11 protein-coding genes and 3 pseudogenes are annotated in these 18,375 nt (G+C 59.4%); 9 read left to right on the top strand and 5 right to left on the bottom strand.

All coding sequences use genetic code 11. The features are described 5' to 3' along the window. Nucleotides 1–482: 482 nt before the first annotated feature. The 3 genes from ACSOSP_RS40885 to ACSOSP_RS40895 are packed head-to-tail and all read left to right on the top strand — an operon-like array spanning nucleotide 483 to nucleotide 3,743. Nucleotides 483–1,058, top strand: a complete 576-nt coding sequence (locus ACSOSP_RS40885; protein WP_455315637.1) for a hypothetical protein — start codon at nucleotides 483–485, stop codon at nucleotides 1,056–1,058. Beyond that, nucleotides 1,055–2,758 carry an NAD-dependent malic enzyme gene (locus tag ACSOSP_RS40890; RefSeq protein WP_455315638.1) on the top strand — a complete coding sequence of 568 codons (1,704 nt, stop codon included), beginning with the start codon at nucleotides 1,055–1,057 and terminating at the stop codon, nucleotides 2,756–2,758. Before ACSOSP_RS40885 ends, ACSOSP_RS40890 begins: the two co-directional genes overlap by 4 nt. A 40-nt stretch (nucleotides 2,759–2,798) precedes the next feature. Then, nucleotides 2,799–3,743, top strand: coding sequence for an AEC family transporter (locus tag ACSOSP_RS40895; protein WP_455315639.1), 945 nt, complete (start codon nucleotides 2,799–2,801; stop codon nucleotides 3,741–3,743). Nucleotides 3,744–4,080: 337 nt separating this feature from the next. On the opposite strand, the gene ACSOSP_RS40900 is transcribed toward ACSOSP_RS40895, so the two are convergent. Further along, nucleotides 4,081–5,256, bottom strand: coding sequence for a porin (locus ACSOSP_RS40900; protein WP_455315640.1), 1,176 nt, complete (start codon nucleotides 5,254–5,256; stop codon nucleotides 4,081–4,083). 189 nt (nucleotides 5,257–5,445) lie between these two features. On the opposite strand from ACSOSP_RS40900, the pseudogene ACSOSP_RS40905 reads away from it, so the two are divergent. The 5 genes and pseudogenes from ACSOSP_RS40905 (at nucleotide 5,446) to cydB (ending at nucleotide 13,018) form a co-directional block, all read left to right on the top strand. Further along, nucleotides 5,446–6,180: pseudogene (locus ACSOSP_RS40905) on the top strand (IS6 family transposase). 647 nt (nucleotides 6,181–6,827) lie between these two features. Continuing rightward, nucleotides 6,828–8,644 (top strand): annotated as a pseudogene (locus ACSOSP_RS40910) (cytochrome c biogenesis protein DipZ). 133 nt (nucleotides 8,645–8,777) lie between these two features. After that, on the top strand, nucleotides 8,778–10,499 hold the full coding sequence (poxB, locus tag ACSOSP_RS40915) for a ubiquinone-dependent pyruvate dehydrogenase (RefSeq protein WP_455315641.1): 1,722 nt from the start codon (nucleotides 8,778–8,780) through the stop codon (nucleotides 10,497–10,499). An 87-nt stretch (nucleotides 10,500–10,586) separates the two neighbouring features. Then, the gene (locus ACSOSP_RS40920; protein WP_455315642.1) at nucleotides 10,587–12,023 is read left to right on the top strand and encodes a cytochrome ubiquinol oxidase subunit I; all 1,437 of its coding nucleotides are present in this window, start codon (nucleotides 10,587–10,589) and stop codon (nucleotides 12,021–12,023) included. After that, a complete protein-coding gene (gene cydB, locus ACSOSP_RS40925) occupies nucleotides 12,020–13,018 on the top strand; it encodes a cytochrome d ubiquinol oxidase subunit II (RefSeq protein WP_455315440.1) in 999 nt (332 codons plus the stop codon). The genes ACSOSP_RS40920 and cydB overlap by 4 nt, the downstream gene beginning before the upstream one ends. Nucleotides 13,019–13,179: 161 nt before the next feature. On the opposite strand, the gene ACSOSP_RS40930 is transcribed toward cydB, so the two are convergent. Beyond that, nucleotides 13,180–13,371: an EAL domain-containing protein gene (locus ACSOSP_RS40930; RefSeq protein ID WP_455315441.1), complete on the bottom strand. Its 192-nt coding sequence runs from the start codon at nucleotides 13,369–13,371 to the stop codon at nucleotides 13,180–13,182. Between the two features lie 42 nt (nucleotides 13,372–13,413). Between ACSOSP_RS40930 and ACSOSP_RS40935 the strand changes: the two are divergent. Beyond that, nucleotides 13,414–14,148, top strand: a pseudogene (locus ACSOSP_RS40935) (IS6 family transposase). Nucleotides 14,149–14,364: 216 nt separating this feature from the next. On the opposite strand, the gene ACSOSP_RS40940 reads toward ACSOSP_RS40935, so the two are convergent. The 3 genes from ACSOSP_RS40940 to ACSOSP_RS40950 all read right to left on the bottom strand — a co-directional run bounded on the left by ACSOSP_RS40940 (nucleotide 14,365) and on the right by ACSOSP_RS40950 (nucleotide 18,341). Then, the gene (locus ACSOSP_RS40940) at nucleotides 14,365–15,390 is read right to left on the bottom strand and encodes an LLM class flavin-dependent oxidoreductase (protein WP_455315442.1); all 1,026 of its coding nucleotides are present in this window, start codon (nucleotides 15,388–15,390) and stop codon (nucleotides 14,365–14,367) included. 82 nt (nucleotides 15,391–15,472) lie between these two features. Further along, nucleotides 15,473–16,819, bottom strand: a complete 1,347-nt coding sequence (locus ACSOSP_RS40945; RefSeq protein ID WP_455315443.1) for an HlyD family efflux transporter periplasmic adaptor subunit — start codon at nucleotides 16,817–16,819, stop codon at nucleotides 15,473–15,475. 34 nt (nucleotides 16,820–16,853) lie between these two features. After that, a complete protein-coding gene (locus ACSOSP_RS40950) occupies nucleotides 16,854–18,341 on the bottom strand; it encodes an efflux transporter outer membrane subunit (RefSeq protein ID WP_455315444.1) in 1,488 nt (495 codons plus the stop codon). Between the last annotated feature and the right edge of the window lie 34 nt (nucleotides 18,342–18,375).

Genomic DNA, 18,375 nt, shown 5'->3' on the forward strand with positions numbered 1-18,375 from the left:
TGACCTCGGGTCCCAGAAGAGAAATCTAGGATTATCGGCGCGCGGAGCCCCCCCGATCATGGATAAACAGCCTTGCCCGCACAGAAAGGATCGAAGCGCGACTCGATGGTTCAGTAGGCAACGTGGACTGAGAAAAGAAGTGTCCGACGTCTGCGTTTCCGTTGAATGCTTGCACGTGGACCACTGGCCGCCGATGAGCGATCAACCGCATCATGGTGCGGGCTCGCTGTCCGCAAAGTCTCCACCATTGAATCAACTGATTTGTTGCGGGTACAACTAATGTGCAGGCGTAGACGATATGGCGCGTCAGATTAGCCTGCTTCGCTTGAGAACCGGGCATCTGCGACCGGCGCGCATGATCTTTTCCTTCGATTCAAGTGTGTTTTTCTGCGCGGGGTACTAGGATTCGCCGTGAAAGCTCCTAGATTAAAGCCATGTGTTGATCGGCAACAGACCCCTCTCAATGGAATCGGAGGTTTCAAATGGGTGATTCACCGGCGGAAAGCCTGTCAACCTCGGCAACGGTCGGCGACGATGACGACACGTCGCTCGTAAGCGAGATCGTGGACACCTTCTACAAGATCTACGGAGCCCATCCGGGCTTCCGCGTCAACCACGCCAAAGGCGTGGTTGTGAAAGGCAGCTTTCTCGCGACGCCTACGGCGTCTGCATTGAGGCGCGCGCCGCTCATTGACGGCAGCAGTGTTCCCATCACCGTGCGTTTTTCCAACGACGGCGGCATTCCGACTATCTCGGACGGCGCTCCCGCCAATCCCAAAGGCATGGCCATCAAGTTCCATAGGCCTGACGGATCTGAGGTCGTCATGGTGATTCTGGCGCTGAAGGCTGCCGCCCGGCCTCATCGAACTGCGCACCAAAGGTCCGGACGCACACACGCAACACAAGGGGGCGGCTCGCGCGGGATGATCGCGGGCAGTGAGTACCCAGCAATCGGAATGGATTTTTGCAAACGGGCTATCGACCGTCATGACCTCATGACGCGGACATTAACGTTTAGCTTTGAGTTGAACCATGCCCCTGTTGGAGTTTTTCCATGACAGATGTGTCCTCCACCGACTCAGCGAAAGCTTTCCTTGAGACTTCGCTTTCCGGTTATGAATTGCTTGCCGACCCGTTGCTGAACAAGGGAACCGCGTTCACTGAGTCGGAGCGCGACGCGTTCGATCTGCATGGGCTTTTGCCGCCCAACATCGGCACACTTGAGGAACAGGTGTCGCGCCGCCTCCAGGCGCTACGCAGTTTTGAGACGGATGTCGAGCGCTACGCCTTTCTGCGCGATCTCCAGGATACCAACGAGACGTTGTATTTCGCCTTGCTCACTCAGAACCTCGAAGAACTGCTGCCCATCGTCTATACACCAACAGTCGGCGCCGGCTGCCAGCAGTTCAGCCGCCTGTTCCGCAAGCCACGTGGTCTGTTTCTAAGCCTGCCACACAAGAAGCGGATCGAGTCGATCCTCGCGCACCCGCGCTTCGACAACGTCCAGGCCATCGTTGTGACGGACGGCGAGCGCATCCTCGGCCTCGGCGATCAGGGTGCGGGCGGCATGGGTATCCCGATCGGCAAACTGGCGCTCTACACGGGATGTGGCGGCCTGCATCCCGCGACGACGCTGCCGATCATGCTCGATGTCGGCACCGACAACCCAGATTGCCTGAGCGATCCGCTCTATATCGGCTGGCGTCACGAGCGCGTTCGCGGCGAGGAATACGACGACTTTGTCGAAGCCTTTGTGACAGCCGTCGTGAAGCGTTGGCCGCACGTGTTGCTGCAGTGGGAGGATTTCGCCAAGAACAACGCGACGCGCATGCTCGAACGTTATCGCGACCGTCTATGTACCTTTAATGACGACGTACAGGGCACGGCAGCAGTGGCGACGGGTACGCTCCTGTCGGCAATCAACGTGACGGGCGTGCCGCTCACGGAGCAGCGCATTGTCGTGATGGGCGCGGGCTCGGCCGGCTGTGGAATTGCGGGTCTCATCCGCAAGGCGATGACCGATGCCGGGCTGCCGGATAGCGAATCGGGCAAACGCTTTTTCATGGTGGATCGCGATGGGCTGCTGGTGGACGGGATGGATGGCATCGCGTCGTTTCAGCAACCGTTCCTGCAGGATAAAGCGGCCATCGCCAACTGGACGCTCGATCATCCGGACAGGGTCGCGTTGCTGGACGTCGTACGCAATGCAAAGCCAACGGTGTTGATCGGCGTGTCGGGCCAAGCCGGTGCCTTCTCGGAACCGGTGGTTCGTGCGATGGCGCAGTTTAATCCGCGCCCGGTGATTTTTCCACTCTCGAATCCCACCTCGCGCGCTGAAGCCAAACCCACCGATCTGGAAGCCTGGAGTGAGGGCAGGGCGGTCATTGGCACCGGCAGTCCGTTTCCGCCCCTCGAGCTCAATGGCGCGAAATTCAAGGTCGATCAGACCAATAACTCCTACATCTTCCCAGGTGTGGGTCTCGGCGCGATCGCAGTCAAAGCGTCACGTGTGACCGACCAGATGTTCATGGCGGCCGCGAAAGCGCTCGCTGCGGCGTCGCCGGCGCGCAGCGATGCCAGGAAGAATCTGCTGCCGCCGGTCACGTCGTTGCGCGACGTATCGGTCACGGTCGCGCTTGCGGTGGCGCTGCAAGCGCACAAAGAAGGTCTGACCCAGGGTGTGAATACCGACCAGATAGAAGGCCTGATTCGCCGCACGGTCTGGACGCCACACTACGTGCCCTATCAGCCGATTTAACGCAGAGCCAAACAGCGGGTCAAACGAAGGGAATATTGCTTTGCTCGACACTATCCTCAATGGGCTGCTACCGGTCGCGTTTGTCATCGTGCTCGGCTGGTCCTCGGGCCGCCTGGGCCTCCTGAAACACGACGATGCCGGCGTGCTGGCGACGCTGGTGATCCGTTTTGCGCTGCCGTTTGCGCTGTTTGAAGGCGCGGTCAAGACCTCGCCGAACAAACTGGAGAACGTGGGTTTCGCACTGTGTCTGACGCTGGGCTTGATGGGCACCTATCTGATCGCGCTCGGGGTCGGCCGTTTCGTGTTCAGGCATGACCTGCGAACGGCGACCATGCAGGCGCTGGTGTGTGCTTTCCCCGACATGGCGTATTTCGGCGCACCCATTCTCACTGCGCTGTTTGGACCGGAAGGGTTCCTGGCGGTGCTCGTCGGCAATCTCATCACCAGCATCTTCATGTTGCCGCTGACCATTGTCCTCACGCATCTTGGCGACAAGGACGAAACCGGAAATGGGCGCCCGGACATTTCGCGGATTTTCGGCCAGAGCATTGCGCGCGCGGTCATCAATCCAATTGTCTGGCTGCCGGTCTCCGGCATGATCCTCAGCTTTAGCCATGTCACGTTGCCTGGACCCGTGCTGACCTCGGTCGACCTGATCGCGAAGGCCGCCGGTGGCACGTCGTTGTTCGCGCTCGGACTCATGCTCTACGGCGAGCGCTTCATGATCAACCCGAACGTGTTGACAAATCTGGCCATCAAGAATTTCCTGCAGCCAGCTCTAATGGTACTCGGTGCCGTGTTGTTCGGTGTGGTGGGGGCACCCGCACACCAGGCGGTGATTACCGGTGCCGTGCCAACTGCAACCGCCGCCGCCATGTTCGCCCTTAAGAACAGGACATACACGGCCGATGCTACAGCGACCATCCTCACTAGTACGATTCTCGGCGTAATAACTGAAGGGTTACTTATCGCTTACTTCTTCTGACGACAGACGTCTATGCTGGGTGGCAAGTTGAACGAAACGTGAGTGCCTTTAAAGGTCGAAGCAGCGCTGTCCTTCCCGAAAACGCATAGCGTGCGATTGAACGACGCCAGGGCCACTCCGGTTACGCTGGCCGCCGTTCGTAATGGTGATGCAAGCCGCCGACATCCGGGAACTCGACGACTCGCAACGGCGACGAATTGATCGACATGACGCAGCTTGCGCATGGCTCCGAAATGACCCAATATTTATCGGGATGCGAATTATCAGGATGCGCTGGCAGAATTAACACACGGCATCGGCGTCTCAATCGACGCCACAAGCAAAGCTACCTGTGTTCCTAAAAGCTATGTCTCAGTCCGACGCGCAACACAAGTTGCGCATTCGCTCCCGTGCCAGAGTTCCCGATGAAGGTGGGATTAGAGCCGATCTCGGCCTGAACCGGTATCTCGCGTCCGTCTACCTGATTGCTGCCTGCTGCTTTCTGATAAATAGCGAGCAGATAAACATCTGTCCGCTTCGAGAGGGTGTAGTCGACGAAACTATTTATCTGATGCCACCACCCATGAAATTGGCCCGACAATTCGGAGAAGGTATAGCCAACTCCGCTACTCACGGCTCGCGTGAATGAATACTTTCCTCCCACTTCGTAGTTGTTGAACAGGGATTGGCCGCCCACGATCGGGACAAGTTGGGTGTGAGTCCAGTTTCCCCAGAACATGCTTTTGCCCACAACATAGCTGCTGCCAACGCCGAAAGTGGCCAAAGTGCGCTGTATTCCCATGCTGATGTTGGCGATGTTCGATGAAAACGCCGGCATTGCGCTTCCCGGAAAGCGAATGTTGGTATAAGCAACACCAAGAGAAAGAACGTGAGACGCGTAGTTGACCCCCGCGCTATAGGTTCTCGACGATCCCGGCGTCATGGTTGTGCTGGAAGCCGACATCGGCGCCCCCGAAAACTCGCGGGACTGGTTCGAAAAACCGTATAAAGCGCCGAATGTCAGGCCGCCAAAATTCGCGCTGGCGAATTTGATCGCGTTGTTGATGCGACTCGCGACGAGTTGATCCTGGTCGTTGATGTGATACGCGTAGTTGCCAGCAGGGCTATGAAAGGCAATCGTGTAGTTATGTATATAGTCCTGAGAAAGGGAATATTGGCGCCCCAGAGTCAGCGAGCCTAGCCTGCTCTCCTGAATCCCGACCCATGCCTGTCGCCCGAACAACGCGCCGCCTTGCAAGATCGATCCGTTTCCCAGACTGAACCCGTTCTCAAGCGTAAAGATGGCTTTCAGACCGCCGCCGATATTCTCGGTCCCTCGAATGCCCCATCGGTTGCCAGTCACGCCGTCGGAGTATCGAATCAGGGAGTCGTGGCCGCTCTCGGTGGCGACATGGTTGGCGTAGGTCAGGCCTGTATCGATCAATCCGTACAGGTTCAAGCTGCTTTGCGCATCGGCGACCGAACTCGCGATGCCTACGACTGCCGCAAACGCTCTCAAAAGACTCGATTTCATCGGATCCCCGGACGGTCAGTTGAAACTTCCCCACTTGTGGTCGCGCAAATTCCCCAACCATGTTCAGCAGAACTAAGGGTTTTATTTAGCTGATTTTCGTTTTTTGCACAAGCGCTTCAGCGGCTTCCTTGAGGCGATAGCTGCGGCCGGCACTGTCAGGTTGTTGAGTCGGTCACGTAAGATGGCGCGATGAAGAAATCGAAATCACTGTATCACGGTCATCGTTTTCCGGCTGAAGTCATCAGTTGCGCTGTGCGCTGGTATTTCCGCTTTCAGTTGAGCTTGCGCGACATCGAGGAACGGCTCTTCGAGCGTGGGGTGATCGTGACCTACGAGACGATCCGATGCTGGTGTGACAAGTTCGGCAAGGGCTTTGCTCACCGGGCGAAAGCAGCGCGACGGAAGCCCGGTAGCACATGGCCCCTCCACGAGATGTTCGTCACCCTACTTGGCGAACCTTACCTGCTTTGGCGTGCGGTGGACGAGCATGGCGTCGAACTCGACATTCCGGTGCAAAAGCGGCGCGATAAGGCGGCCGCCAAACGTTTCTTCAAGCGTGTGCTGCACTCGAACCCGGTGCCGCGCAAGATCGTCACCGATCGGTTGCGCAGCTATCCGGCGCCAAAAGCCGAGATTCCCGAACTGGCGAATGTGAAGCACGTGTTTGTCAAAGCTGCAGCCCGACTAAACAACCGGGCCGAGAACAGCCATCAACCGACACGCGAACGCGAGCGTCGCATGCGCGGCTTTCGCCACCCGAAACGCACACAGAAATTTCTCTCGTGCTTCGGGCTGATTCGGCAATATTTCGCACTCAAGTGACATCTGCTGCGCGCTTCACTCTATCGCAAACAGCTTGCAGCGCGGTTCGTTACATGGCATGAATTCGCCGAACTCGCCCAGAATCCCTCGACCGCTTTCTGATAGTCGTCACACCTGCCGACGTACCGACTCACTCTCGGCAACTTGACAATGCCATCGAACATTACCTCTGGCTCGTTTTGAGAAAACCATAGTCTGACTTTTGCGCCGCGGCGGTGCTTTCAAGCGGGCGTCCGTCTCGTTTGTCGAAAACGATTGCCAGACCCGTGTACAAACCGATGTCTGCGCCCCAACGAGCGTATAGGGGTTTCTTACTTACCTATGGCACCCGGTATAGCGCCCGGTATGGCGCCCGAATCGACACGCGCTTGGCCTATGCTCGGCGCACCGTATCTCTCGCATGACTCCCGCCGTTCGTACCGCATCCACGACCTAAGCGGCGCATACGCATGCATGAACCGCCTACGCCTAAGATGGGGCATCAGCACCAGTTCGTATTATTTCAATTTTATGCGCGGACACGTATCTTGGTCTCATGGCAGCTACGCTACGCAGTGCTGATGAGGAATTTGCATCGCATCGATTCGCTCGACTCGGTATAGACGAGGATACATCCCTCGTCTTTTTCATATCACTCGCGACCGTGTGTCCCATCAAGCGAATTTTGGTGTCTAGCGTAAAGCCTTGTGGTGATTTACGCGGGTTTTTTCGCCTGAACCTCATTTAGATCCATAACCGCCGTGAATTCCATGTTGCTCATTGTGCTGGCCTATCTTGGCGGTGTTCTCACCATTCTCAGTCCGTGCATCTTGCCGGTGCTGCCGTTCTTTTTTTCGCGTGCTGGTGAACCCTTCGCTCGCAGTGTGTTGCCAATGCTCACCGGCATGGCGTTGACATTTGCTGCTGTGGCGAGCCTTGCGGCGGTCGGCGGGAGTTGGATCACGCAAGCGAACCAGGTCGGTCGCTGGCTTGTCCTCGCATTACTCGCGTTGTTTGGCCTGATGCTACTGCTACCTCGCCTTGCGGCCGAGTTGATGCAGCCGCTGATGAGCGTAGGCAACCAGCTTGCCGAGTCCGCGGCTCCCGGCGGCAAGCCGGCCAGCCCGAAATCGTCATTTCTGATCGGGATCGCGACAGGCTTGTTGTGGTCGCCGTGCGCCGGGCCGATTCTTGGTCTGATGTTGACCACTGCGGCGCTACGCGGCGCGAGCTTGAGCACGACGTTGCTGCGGGTGGCCTACGCAGCGGGCACGGCGACCTCGCTGGCGATCGCACTGCCGGTCGGCGGGCAGGTCTTCACGTTGATGAAGCGGTGGCTCGGCGAGGGTGAATGGATTCGCCGGGGGATCGGTGCGGCAATGCTGCTCGGCGTGCTTGCGATCTCGTTGGGGTGCGACACCGGCGTGGCGCGCGTATCGACCTTCGCTACAAGCGGCATCGAACAGGAGTTGGTCGACCAGTTAACGCCTGCAAAGAATTCGACCGGCGCAGTCTTGCCCGTCAGTCGGTTCGGCAACGCAATGACCAAGGTTGCGGCGAACCCCATGGCGAGTGCGACGAACCATGACGCTGCCGTGGAGAGCGCGCCGCTACCGGTCGAGGGCATCTTGCCGCGGCTAAGCGGCGCCGTCCGGTGGCTGAATTCGCCGCCGCTTACGGTCCAGGAGTTGCGAGGTAAGGTTGTGGTGATCAATGTCTGGACCTACTCGTGCATTAACTGCCTGCGCTCTCTCCCCTACCTGAAAAAATGGTCGCAAAAATACAAGGACCAGGGGCTCGTGGTAATCGGCGTGCATGCGCCCGAGTTTGCGTTCGAGCGCAATATCGCGAACGTGAAAGAGGCGACGCGTGAGCTTGGCGTCGATTATCCGGTCGCATCGATAACAACTTTGCAATCTGGCGGGGTCTTAACAACGAGTACTGACCCGCGCAGTATTTTGTCGACTCTCGCGGGCAGATCCGCCACCACAATTTCGGTGAAGGCAACTATGCGAAATCGGAAATGGTCATCCAGCTATTGCTGACAGAAGCAGGCGACGTAGATGCAGCAAAGACCGCTCTGGGCCTGACGAACACCGCGACACCTAACGTAGAGGTGGCCGCTGACAGCGGCGATGTGCAGTCCCCGGAAACCTACATCGGTTACGCACAGGCGGACAATTTCGCGTCGCCGGGAGGCGAGCTTCGGGACGAACCGGGCACGTACGTTGCACCCACACGGCCGGCCATCAATGAGTGGGGGCTGGCGGGTATATGGGACGTCGAGAAAGACCGTGGCACGCTTGCAGCGGCTTCCGGGCACATTGTCTACCGCTTTCATACGCGCGACCTGCATCTGGTCTTGGGCCCGGGCGCGGACGGAAAACCTGTCCGGTTTCGCGTAAGCATTGACGGCGCCGCCCCCGGTAACGCGCATGGGACGGATGTCGCGGCTGACGGCAGCGGCACCGTAACCGAGCACCGCTTGTATCAGCTGTTACGGCAAACGCACGGGGTTGCGGATCACACCTTCTCGATAGCGTTTCTCGACCCGGGCTTTGAAGCGTATGCCTTCACATTCGGTTGAGGCCTGCAGTTCCTGCTGGCGCTTGCGTTCGAAGTGCCGGCGCGGGGTAGTGCACCGTTCGACTTGTTGAGGTCCCGGGGGGGCCAAAGTCGGACTTAACCATATTGCGAATTTCTTCTTTCGGGAGCGAATCATGGGCAAACAGACTATTGCTGAGTATCTGGCAAAAACGCTCGAGGCCGCCGGCGTCGAGAGAATCTGGGGTGTGACAGGCGACAGCTTGAATGGACTGGCGTTCAGCCTGGACCAGATTGGCTCGATCCGCTGGATGCACACTCGCCACGAGGAGAGCGCCGCGTTTGCCGCTGGGGCCGATGCGGCATCGACAGGTCGGCTTGCCGTGTGCGCGGGCAGTTGCGGTCCGGGCAACCTTCATCTGATCAATGGACTGTTCGACTGCCATCGCAATCATCAACCGGTGCTCGCGATTGCGGCGCATATTCCGTCAACCGAAATCGGGCTCGGCTACTTCCAGGAGACACATCCTCAGGAGCTTTTCCAGGAATGCAGCCATTTTGCAGAACTCGTGACAAACCCAGAGCAGTTTCCGCGTGTGCTCGCGCGCGCGATGCGCACGGCTATTGAGGAGCGCGGCGTCGCCGTCATCGTGTTGCCGGGAGACGTCGCGTTGCAGGAGTGCCTCGAGGCATTCGGAAGCTGGACCGAGACGGCCCCACCGTCAATCGTCCCCGCGGACGCTGACCTTGACCGGCTGGCAGACCTGCTTAACCGATCAAGAGACGTCACGTTGTTGTGTGGAAGCGGCACCGCCGGCGCGCACGATGAAGTTGTCGCGTTAGCCGATATGCTCGGAGCGCCGGTGGTCCACGCTCTGCGCGGCAAGCCGTTCGTTGAATGGGACAACCCCTTCGATGTCGGCATGACCGGCCTGGTCGGTTTCAGCTCGGGCTATCACGCAATGGAATCTTGCGAGACGCTGCTGATGCTCGGCACGGACTTTCCGTATCGTCCGTTCTACCCGAGCAACGCGAAGATCGTGCAGATCGACTGGAAGGGCTCACAGCTAGGCCACCGGGCGCCACTTACGCTCGGGCTGGTGGGCACAGTCAAGGATACGATCAGGGCCGTCCTGCCGCGCTTGCAGCGCAAGGGCGACCGAAATTTCCTGGACCATGCCCGCAAGCATTACGTGTCGGCGAGAAAAGACCTGGACGACCTCGCCGTCGCGGCAGGACCGGGCAGTCCGATTCATCCGCAATACCTGACCAGGCTGGTCGACGAAGCGGCCAGCGAAGATGCAATTTTCACGGCCGATGTCGGGACGCCGACGCTCTGGGCGGCGCGCTACCTGACCATGAACGGCAAGCGTCAGTTGCATGGCTCGTTCAATCATGGTTCCATGGCTAACGCGATGCCTCAGGCGCTTGGCGCGCAAGGCGCCAACCCGGACCGGCAGGTCATTTCCCTATCCGGCGACGGCGGGTTATCCATGCTGCTTGGCGACCTTCTGACGGCACGGCAACTCGACCTGCCAATCAAAGTTGTCGTGTTTAACAATAGCCTGCTTGGGTTCGTTTCCATGGAACTGAAGGCGGCTGGCTACCTCGACACTAACGTCGATCTGAGCAAGACGGATTTCGCGGCGATCGCGAAGGGCGCCGGGATTTTCAGCATCAGGGTAGAGGAGTCGGAAGACGTTGCCGAAGCGTTGAAAACGGCCTTCGCCCACCCGGGGCCGGCGCTTGTCGACGTGGTGACGTCAAAGCATGAACTCGCCATGCCGCCCAAGATCGAGCTTGCGCAGGCGAAGGGCTTCAGCTTGTACATGCTGCGCGCCATCCTGAACGGGCGAGGCGATGAGATCGTCGAACTTGCCAGAACCAACCTGCGCTAGTGGGTGGCGGAGACGTCTGCGGCGCGAGATTATCGCGCCGCAGACACTTAGTAAGTAAGGCAGACTTCACATGGAGTACTTACCGCTATGAATCCGAGCGCATTCGATCTTTCGCGCGTACAGTTTGCTTTCACCATATCGTTCCACATTATTTTCCCGGCGCTGAGCATCGGTCTCGCGAGCTTTCTTGCCGTTCTGGAAGCAGCGTGGATCCGGACCGGAAAGCGGTACTACCAAGACCTCTGCATCTATTGGTCGAAAATCTTCGCGGTCGGATTCGCCATGGGAGTCGTGTCCGGAGTTGTCATGGCATACCAGTTTGGAACGAACTGGTCTGGTTTTGCGAAGTTCGCTGGACCGGTGATGGGACCCCTTCTAGCCTACGAAGTCATGACGGCCTTTTTCCTGGAGGCGGGTTTCCTGGGCGTCATGCTCTTCGGTTGGGACAAGGTGGGGCGCGGAGCCCATTTCGGCGCCACGCTGATGGTAGCGATCGGAACGCTGATCTCGACGTTCTGGATTCTCGCATCTAACAGCTGGATGCAGACACCGCACGGCATCAGGATCGAGAATGGCCATGTTGTTCCGGTCGACTGGTTCAAGATCATCTTCAATCCGTCATTCCCATACCGCCTTGCCCATATGACGATTGGATCGTTCATCGTCGGGGCCCTCGTGGTCGCCGCAACCGGTGCATGGCATCTTCTCAAGGGCCGACGCGATCCTGCTGTCAAGACCATGTTCTCGATGGCTCTCTGGCTATTGCTTGTGCTCGCGCCGGTACAGGCCATCATAGGGGACCAGCACGGCTTGAACACCCGAAAATATCAGCCGGCCAAGATTGCGGCCATAGAGGGGCTGTGGGAAACGGAGAAAGGCGGAACCGCGTTAAACCTGATCGGCTTTCCCGACATGAACGCAGAGGTCACCCGCTATGCAGTGCAGGTTCCTCATCTCGGCAGCCTGATCCTGACGCATAGCTGGACCGGCGAGATCCGCGGCCTCAAGGACTTTCCGAAGGAAGACCGGCCCAGTTCATCGATCATTTTCTGGACCTTCCGCCTGATGGCGGGACTTGGCGTGTTGATCATCCTGATGGCGCTTGCCGGCATGTTGCTGCGTCGACGGGGCCGAATTTTCGAGAGCAGGTGGTACCAGCGCTTCGTGCTGCTGATGGGTCCCATGGGCTTTGTGTCCCTGATTGCGGGGTGGATCACGACCGAGGTCGGAAGGCAACCATGGGCGGTCTATGGCGTGTTGCGAACCGCCGACGCGGTCTCGCCCGTCACCTCGCAAAGTGTCGGGGTTTCGCTGATGGCTTTCATCATTGTTTACTGTCTCGTATTCGGAACGGGCATCTACTACATATTGCGGCTCATCCGGGAAGGGCCCGTCGCGCCCGACGCACCACGAAGCCCGGTTGTGCGGCCGGTGATGGACATGGACCGCACGGGCCGCAGGCCGTTGGCCGCTGCCGGGCGGCAAAGTGCAGGTGAACGTAAGTTCGAAGGGAGTGCGAAATGACCGTGACGTTTGCGTGGGCTGCGATAATCGCCTTTGGTCTTTTCATGTACGTGTTGCTAGATGGATTCGATCTGGGAATCGGCCTGATCTTCCCGTTCTTTCCAGATGACGAGGAACGTGACACGATGATGCATTCCATTGCGCCGGTGTGGGACGGTAACGAAACCTGGCTCGTGCTGGGAGGCGCGGCACTGTATGCGGCCTTCCCGCTGGTGTATTCAATCGCGCTATCGGCACTTTATCTGCCGATAATCTTTATGCTGGTCTGTCTCATTTTCCGTGGCGTTTCCTTCGAGATCCGCGGCAAGGCGGATCGCACAAAGAACCTCTGGAACCTTGCTTTCATTGCTGGCTCCGCAGGCGCATCTTTTTTCCAGGGGGTGATCCTTGGCACCTACCTGCACGGTATCCCGGTCACCAACAATACTTTTGCCGGCGATGGATTCTTCTGGTTCGAGCCTTTCAGCATGTTTTGCGGCCTGGGCTTGATGGCTACGTACGCGTTGTTGGGTGCGTGCTGGCTCGTCATCAAGACTGAAGGCGACCTGCAGCGCCGACTGCATCTCCTCATCCGGCCTCTGATGATCGTACTACTGATCTTCATGATCGCCGTATCCGTCTGGACACCGTTGTCGGACCCGCAGATCGCCAAACGATGGTTCGACTCGGGCCTGTTATCGCGCCTGCTGTCGGTGCCATTCCTTGTCGCAATCGTTGCCTGGTTCATGTTTTCTGCCGTTCGCGCGCGTCGGCATATCGTGCCATTCATCCTCGCGCTTGCTCTCGTTTTGTTAGGCTACACTGGCTTGCTCGTCAGTATCTGGCCTTACGCGATTCCCTATTCGCTAAGCTTGGCTGACGCGGCAGCGCCACGGTCAAGCCAGATCTTCACGCTGGTAGGCGCTGTCGTGATTCTGCCGATCATCATCGCGTATACAACGGCCGGATATTGGATCTTCAGAGGGAAGGTCGTTCGCGGTGCGCAATATCACTAGGAGTGTGCGATGCAAAGTCATGTTGCAAGGCCGCGCGCTACGAAACGTGGGCGCATAGTCTGGTTCATCGCGCTGTGGAGTCTTGGAGTGGGTGGCGCTTTTCTCCTGGCAGTACCTTTCGAAGTGTTGATGCGCCTGGCTATGCGCTGAGTTCCATTTCGTTAGCGGCGCAGCAGTTTGCCCGTTTTTTGTCTCGATGCCAGGTGTTTCGCCTCGACAGGCTGCTGATAGAAATAGCCCTGACCAAAAGGCACCCCTGCCTCGCGCAGTGCCTCATGCTGGGACTCTGTTTCCACGCCCTCGGCGATCACCTGCATACCAAAATGCCTGGCGACGGACACGATACCTTTCATCGGCATCGTCAGGTTGTTGAGTCGGTCACGTAAGATGGCGCGATGAAGAAATCGAAATCACTGTATCACGGTCATCGTTTTCCGGCTGAAGTCATCAGTTGCGCTGTGCGCTGGTATTTCCGCTTTCAGTTGAGCTTGCGCGACATCGAGGAACGGCTCTTCGAGCGTGGGGTGATCGTGACCTACGAGACGATCCGATGCTGGTGTGACAAGTTCGGCAAGGGCTTTGCTCACCGGGCGAAAGCAGCGCGACGGAAGCCCGGTAGCACATGGCCCCTCCACGAGATGTTCGTCACCCTACTTGGCGAACCTTACCTGCTTTGGCGTGCGGTGGACGAGCATGGCGTCGAACTCGACATTCCGGTGCAAAAGCGGCGCGATAAGGCGGCCGCCAAACGTTTCTTCAAGCGTGTGCTGCACTCGAACCCGGTGCCGCGCAAGATCGTCACCGATCGGTTGCGCAGCTATCCGGCGCCAAAAGCCGAGATTCCCGAACTGGCGAATGTGAAGCACGTGTTTGTCAAAGCTGCAGCCCGACTAAACAACCGGGCCGAGAACAGCCATCAACCGACACGCGAACGCGAGCGTCGCATGCGCGGCTTTCGCCACCCGAAACGCACACAGAAATTTCTCTCGTGCTTTGGGCTGATTCGGCAATATTTCGCACTCAAGTGACATCTGCTGCGCGCTTCACTCTATCGCAAACAGCTTGCAGCGCGGTTCGTTACATGGCATGAATTCGCCGAACTCGCCCAGAATCCCTCGACCGCTTTCTGATAGTCGTCACACCTGCCGACGTACCGACTCACTCTCGGCAACTTGACAATGCCTCCGTCAGACAGAATGGTCGTAATCAGCCGCATACCGTGCGTAGGTGACGACGAGTAGTTCCATCGAATTGGAAACTTCGTATCCGTCGGCGGAACCCGTTGCGGCCATTTCCAACCGTTAGCGGCGCTCGGCTTCATCGTGCGCCCAGTCGTTCTGCGATGCTTATAGCTTGCGAACAGCGGGAATCACTTTCTCTGCGAGCAGTTCTATCATCCCGGCGACTTTTTTAAACGGCATGCCGCCGATATCGATCTGCGCGACGAGCCTGTCCATCCCGGTCAACTCATGCAGTAGCGAAATCTTGTCGATGATTTCGGCCGGACTTCCCACAAACGGGCCGCTGGTTTTAGTAATGGATCGATTGAAATCCTCGCGCGGGATTCTGGGTCCAGGGGACTTTGCTGGGGTTGAGTCCTGCCAGTATTGACTATAGTGAGGATAAAAGTCGTCGCGAGCCGCCTGTGACGACTCGGCAATGTGAAGATGTCCATTGATCGCGACGCGCAACGTGTCGGCGTGCCCAGCCTCCTGGCCGACGGTACGATAGAGTGCGGCAAGCTGGGCCGCTCTGGTATAAGGTCCACCCAGCACGGCCAGGGCCATGGGCAAGCCGAGGCGGGCGGCACGGATCGCGCTGTCAGGAGAGCCGCCTACTCCGATCCACAGCGGAATCGTGGGTTGCAGCGCGCGCGGCGCAATCTCTGCGTCGTTCAAGGGTGTCCGGAAGCGACCGTTCCAGGTCACGCGCCCAGACCTGTTTAGCAGATTGAACAGCGCCAGCTTTTCGTCGAACAATGCCTCGTAATCGTGAAGGTCGTAACCGAACAGAGGGAACGGTTCGGTGAAAACGCCGCGCCCTGCGATGATTTCAGCGCGGCCGCTGGAGACCAGATCGAGTGTCGCGAATTCTTCATAGACACGCACTGGATCGGCCGTGCTGAGCACCGTGACGGCGCTGGTCAGACGCATGGTGTTCGTCGAAGCGGCGATCACAGCCAGAACGACACTCGGCACCGATACGGCGAAGTCGAGCCGGTGATGTTCCCCAACCCCAAAGATGTCCACACCGGCTTGCTCCGCGAGTTTCGCCGCGGCAATCGTCTCTTTGATCCGGGTATGTGCGTCGACCCTTTGACCGTTGGCACCAAGGGACGACAGGTCTGAAAGTGTGTAAAGTCCAATCTGCATTTTGAGTCCTTGAAAATTCAATATCCTGCGGCTCGGTGCCCTATACAAGTTGTTGCCCTGGTCACCGGGTGTCGGGCGAGGCTCAAGAAGACCGCAGCACGCCCGCTCGATTCGCCGTCGCCACCTTCGTCGCGGCCGGCTTTGCAGTCTTCACCTGTGCCGTTTTCGCCGTTGCCGCAGGTGCTGCCAGTTCGTTCTGCCCAATGATCGTCGCGATCTCCGCGTCGGCCTGTTTGCCGTACTGCGCAAACACATCGGTGTGATAGACCGTGTTCACCGCGGCAGCTAGCTGCGTGCCGGAGTCGTTGCGCGTCTCGGCGTCGGCCACCATCGACAGCCCAATGCGCAGCGGATGCGCCTCCAGCTCCTTCGGGTCGAGCGCAATACGCACTGGCAGGCGCTGCACGATCTTGATCCAGTTGCCGGTTGCGTTCTGCGCCGGCAGCGTCGCGAAGGCGCTACCGGTGCCCGCCGAAAAGCCGATCACGCGTCCGTGGTACTTGATGTTTGAACCGTACACATCTGCCGTCATCGTGACCGGTTGACCGATGCGCATCCGGCGCAACTGCACTTCCTTGAAGTTCGCATCGACCCAGACACCGTCGAGCGGCACGATCGACATCAGGGGCGTGCCTGGCGAGACGCGCTCGCCAACCTGCACCGAGCGCTGCGCGACGTAGCCCGTCACCGGCGCGGGCAGCGTGTTGCGTGCGTAGCTGAGGTACGCGTCGCGCACCTTCGCGGCGGCGGCCTGCACGTCCGGATGCTGTTCAACTGACGTGCGGTCGGTCAGCGCATGGTTCGATTGCGCCTGCTGGCGAGCGGCGTCGAGCGCTGCCTGGGCGGAGGCCACCGCGTCGCGCGCGTGCGCGACGTCTTCCGCCGACACCGCGCCGGTGCCGGAAACTGCGACACGGCGCTTCAGATCATCCTGCGCTCGCGCCAGGTCCGATTCGCGCTGCGCGACGTAGGCCGCGTAGTAGCTGTTGTTCACGTAGAGCGTGCTCACCTGGCGCACGGCCTGGCCGAGGGCCGCCTCGGCATTCAGGAGCGCGATCTTCGAATCGGCCGGGTCCAGCGTGACGACCGGGTCGCCTGCTTTCACGATCTGCGTGTCGTCCGAGTTGACCGCGTTGACCGTACCGGTCACTTGCGGCGTGAGCTCCACGAGGTTGCCGTTGACGTACGCATCGTCCGTTGACTCGTGATATTGCCCATGCGTGAAGTAGTACCCGCCGTACACGGCGCCCGCGACTACCACGCCGATGCCCAGCAGCGCGAGCCACAGCTTGCGCTTGCCTGAGGCCGCGGGTTGCGTCGCGTTCGGCGGCGTTCGGGCGGGGCGATCCTGGGTACCTTTGTTGTTCGATCGTGCCGCGTCAGCACTTGTGCTGTCAGTCGTGCGGTCAGCCTTGATGGTATCGCTCATGTCAATTCACCAGAGAGTTTGCAAACGTGCCGGTTCAGCGCGAGGCGACGGCGGGGTTGGAAGGTGTTGTTTCGGATGCCGAATCAATGTAGCCACCGCCGAGCGCCGATGCGAGCGCGATCTGCTGGTCGCGCCGGTCCATCAGCAGGTTGGCGACGGCCTGATCGGCCTGCAGGGTGTTCATGTCGGCGTTCAGCACGGTCAGCTGGTTCGTCAGGCCGCCCTTGTACTGCGTGATGGCCAGATCGTCGGCTTCGCGCGCATTTTGTTGCGCCGTTTGCGCATCGCCCAGCTGTACTTCGCTTGAGCGGATCTGCGCAAGCTGCGTCGCCACGTTGCTCAGGGCGCTCAACAGCGTCTGGTTGTAAGTCGCGACGGCGTCGTCGAAATCGGCGTAACGGCCCCTCAATTGCGCACGCAGCTCACCCGCATCGAAAATCGGCAGATGGACTGCCGGACCCACGCTGGCCGTGCGGCTCGCCGCCGTCAGGAAGCGGCCGAAGCCAAACGCGTCCAGTCCGATCGCGGCGCTCAGGTTGATGTCCGGGTAGAACTCGGCCTTCGCTTCCTTCACCTCGTGCGTAATCGCATCGACGCGCCAGCGGGCCGCGACGATGTCCGGGCGGCGACTCACGAGGTCGGCAGGCAGGTTGTCCGGGAGACGCACTTCGTCGCCCGCGCCAAGCGCAGGCCGCGCAATCGTGAGCCCACGGTCCGGGCCCTCGCCCATGAGCGCGGCCAACTGGTACCGCGTCGTCAGGATGCTGCCGTCGAGCGCGGCGAGCGTCGAGCGGGCGGTCGCGAGATTCGCCTGCGAAGTCTTGCGCTCGACGGCGGTATCGAGCCCCGCCGCGATGCGCCCAGCCGCGATACGGTCGATCTGTTCGCGGCGCCCGACTTCCTCCTGGGCAATATCGTGCAGCACGTAAAGCCGTGCAAGCTGGTTAAAGGTGCGGGCCAATGAAGTCGTGAGCGTGAGCTTGACGACTTCCGCATCGGCCTCGCTTGCCTGCACCTGGGAAACGGCAGTCTTGAGTGCTTCCCGATTCTTGCCCCACAGATCCAGATCGTATGAGGCGCTCAACAGTCCGCTGTTCTGGGTTTGCCAGCTACCCGCGTAGGGCGGCGGCACGTCGAAGGTGCCGCTCAACTGCTGGCGCGTCAGGGAGTAACTGGCGTCGACCTTCGGCAGCGTGCTGGCCTTCGCGGTGTCGGCATAGGCCTGCGCTCCAGCGATGCGGGCGCGCGCCTGCGCAATCGTGGGGCTGCCCTTAAGCGCTTCCTCAAGCAGGGTCTTCAGCTGCGCGTCGCCGAACTGGTCGGCCCAGTTGTGCGCGGGCCAGTGACCGTCTTCGGCCGGCAGGCTTTGCGCGGTCTGGAACTGTTGCGGCTCGGCCATCTTCTGGTCGCCGTGGATGCCCGTATAGTTGACGCATGCCGAGAGCACCGCCACCAGGATCGCCGACAGTCCCACTTTCAACACGCGGGTACTGCCAGCGGATTTTGTAATCTGTGCTTTCATTGTCTGACCAATCAGATTAATCGTTAAAAAAGAG

The sequence above is a fragment of the Caballeronia sp. KNU42 genome (genome assembly GCF_053760385.1).

Excerpts from the sequence above, each read along its gene's own strand:
- ACSOSP_RS40885 (WP_455315637.1), top strand. The coding sequence starts at position 483 with ATGGGTGATTCACCGGCGGAAAGCCTGTCAACCTCGGCAACGGTCGGC.
- ACSOSP_RS40890 (WP_455315638.1), top strand. The coding sequence starts at position 1,055 with ATGACAGATGTGTCCTCCACCGACTCAGCGAAAGCTTTCCTTGAGACT.
- ACSOSP_RS40900 (WP_455315640.1), bottom strand. The coding sequence starts at position 5,256 with ATGAAATCGAGTCTTTTGAGAGCGTTTGCGGCAGTCGTAGGCATCGCG.
- poxB (WP_455315641.1), top strand. The coding sequence starts at position 8,778 with ATGGGCAAACAGACTATTGCTGAGTATCTGGCAAAAACGCTCGAGGCC.
- ACSOSP_RS40920 (WP_455315642.1), top strand. The coding sequence starts at position 10,587 with ATGAATCCGAGCGCATTCGATCTTTCGCGCGTACAGTTTGCTTTCACC.
- cydB (WP_455315440.1), top strand. The coding sequence starts at position 12,020 with ATGACCGTGACGTTTGCGTGGGCTGCGATAATCGCCTTTGGTCTTTTC.
- ACSOSP_RS40930 (WP_455315441.1), bottom strand. The coding sequence starts at position 13,371 with ATGAAAGGTATCGTGTCCGTCGCCAGGCATTTTGGTATGCAGGTGATC.
- ACSOSP_RS40940 (WP_455315442.1), bottom strand. The coding sequence starts at position 15,390 with ATGCAGATTGGACTTTACACACTTTCAGACCTGTCGTCCCTTGGTGCC.
- ACSOSP_RS40945 (WP_455315443.1), bottom strand. The coding sequence starts at position 16,819 with ATGAGCGATACCATCAAGGCTGACCGCACGACTGACAGCACAAGTGCT.
- ACSOSP_RS40950 (WP_455315444.1), bottom strand. The coding sequence starts at position 18,341 with ATGAAAGCACAGATTACAAAATCCGCTGGCAGTACCCGCGTGTTGAAA.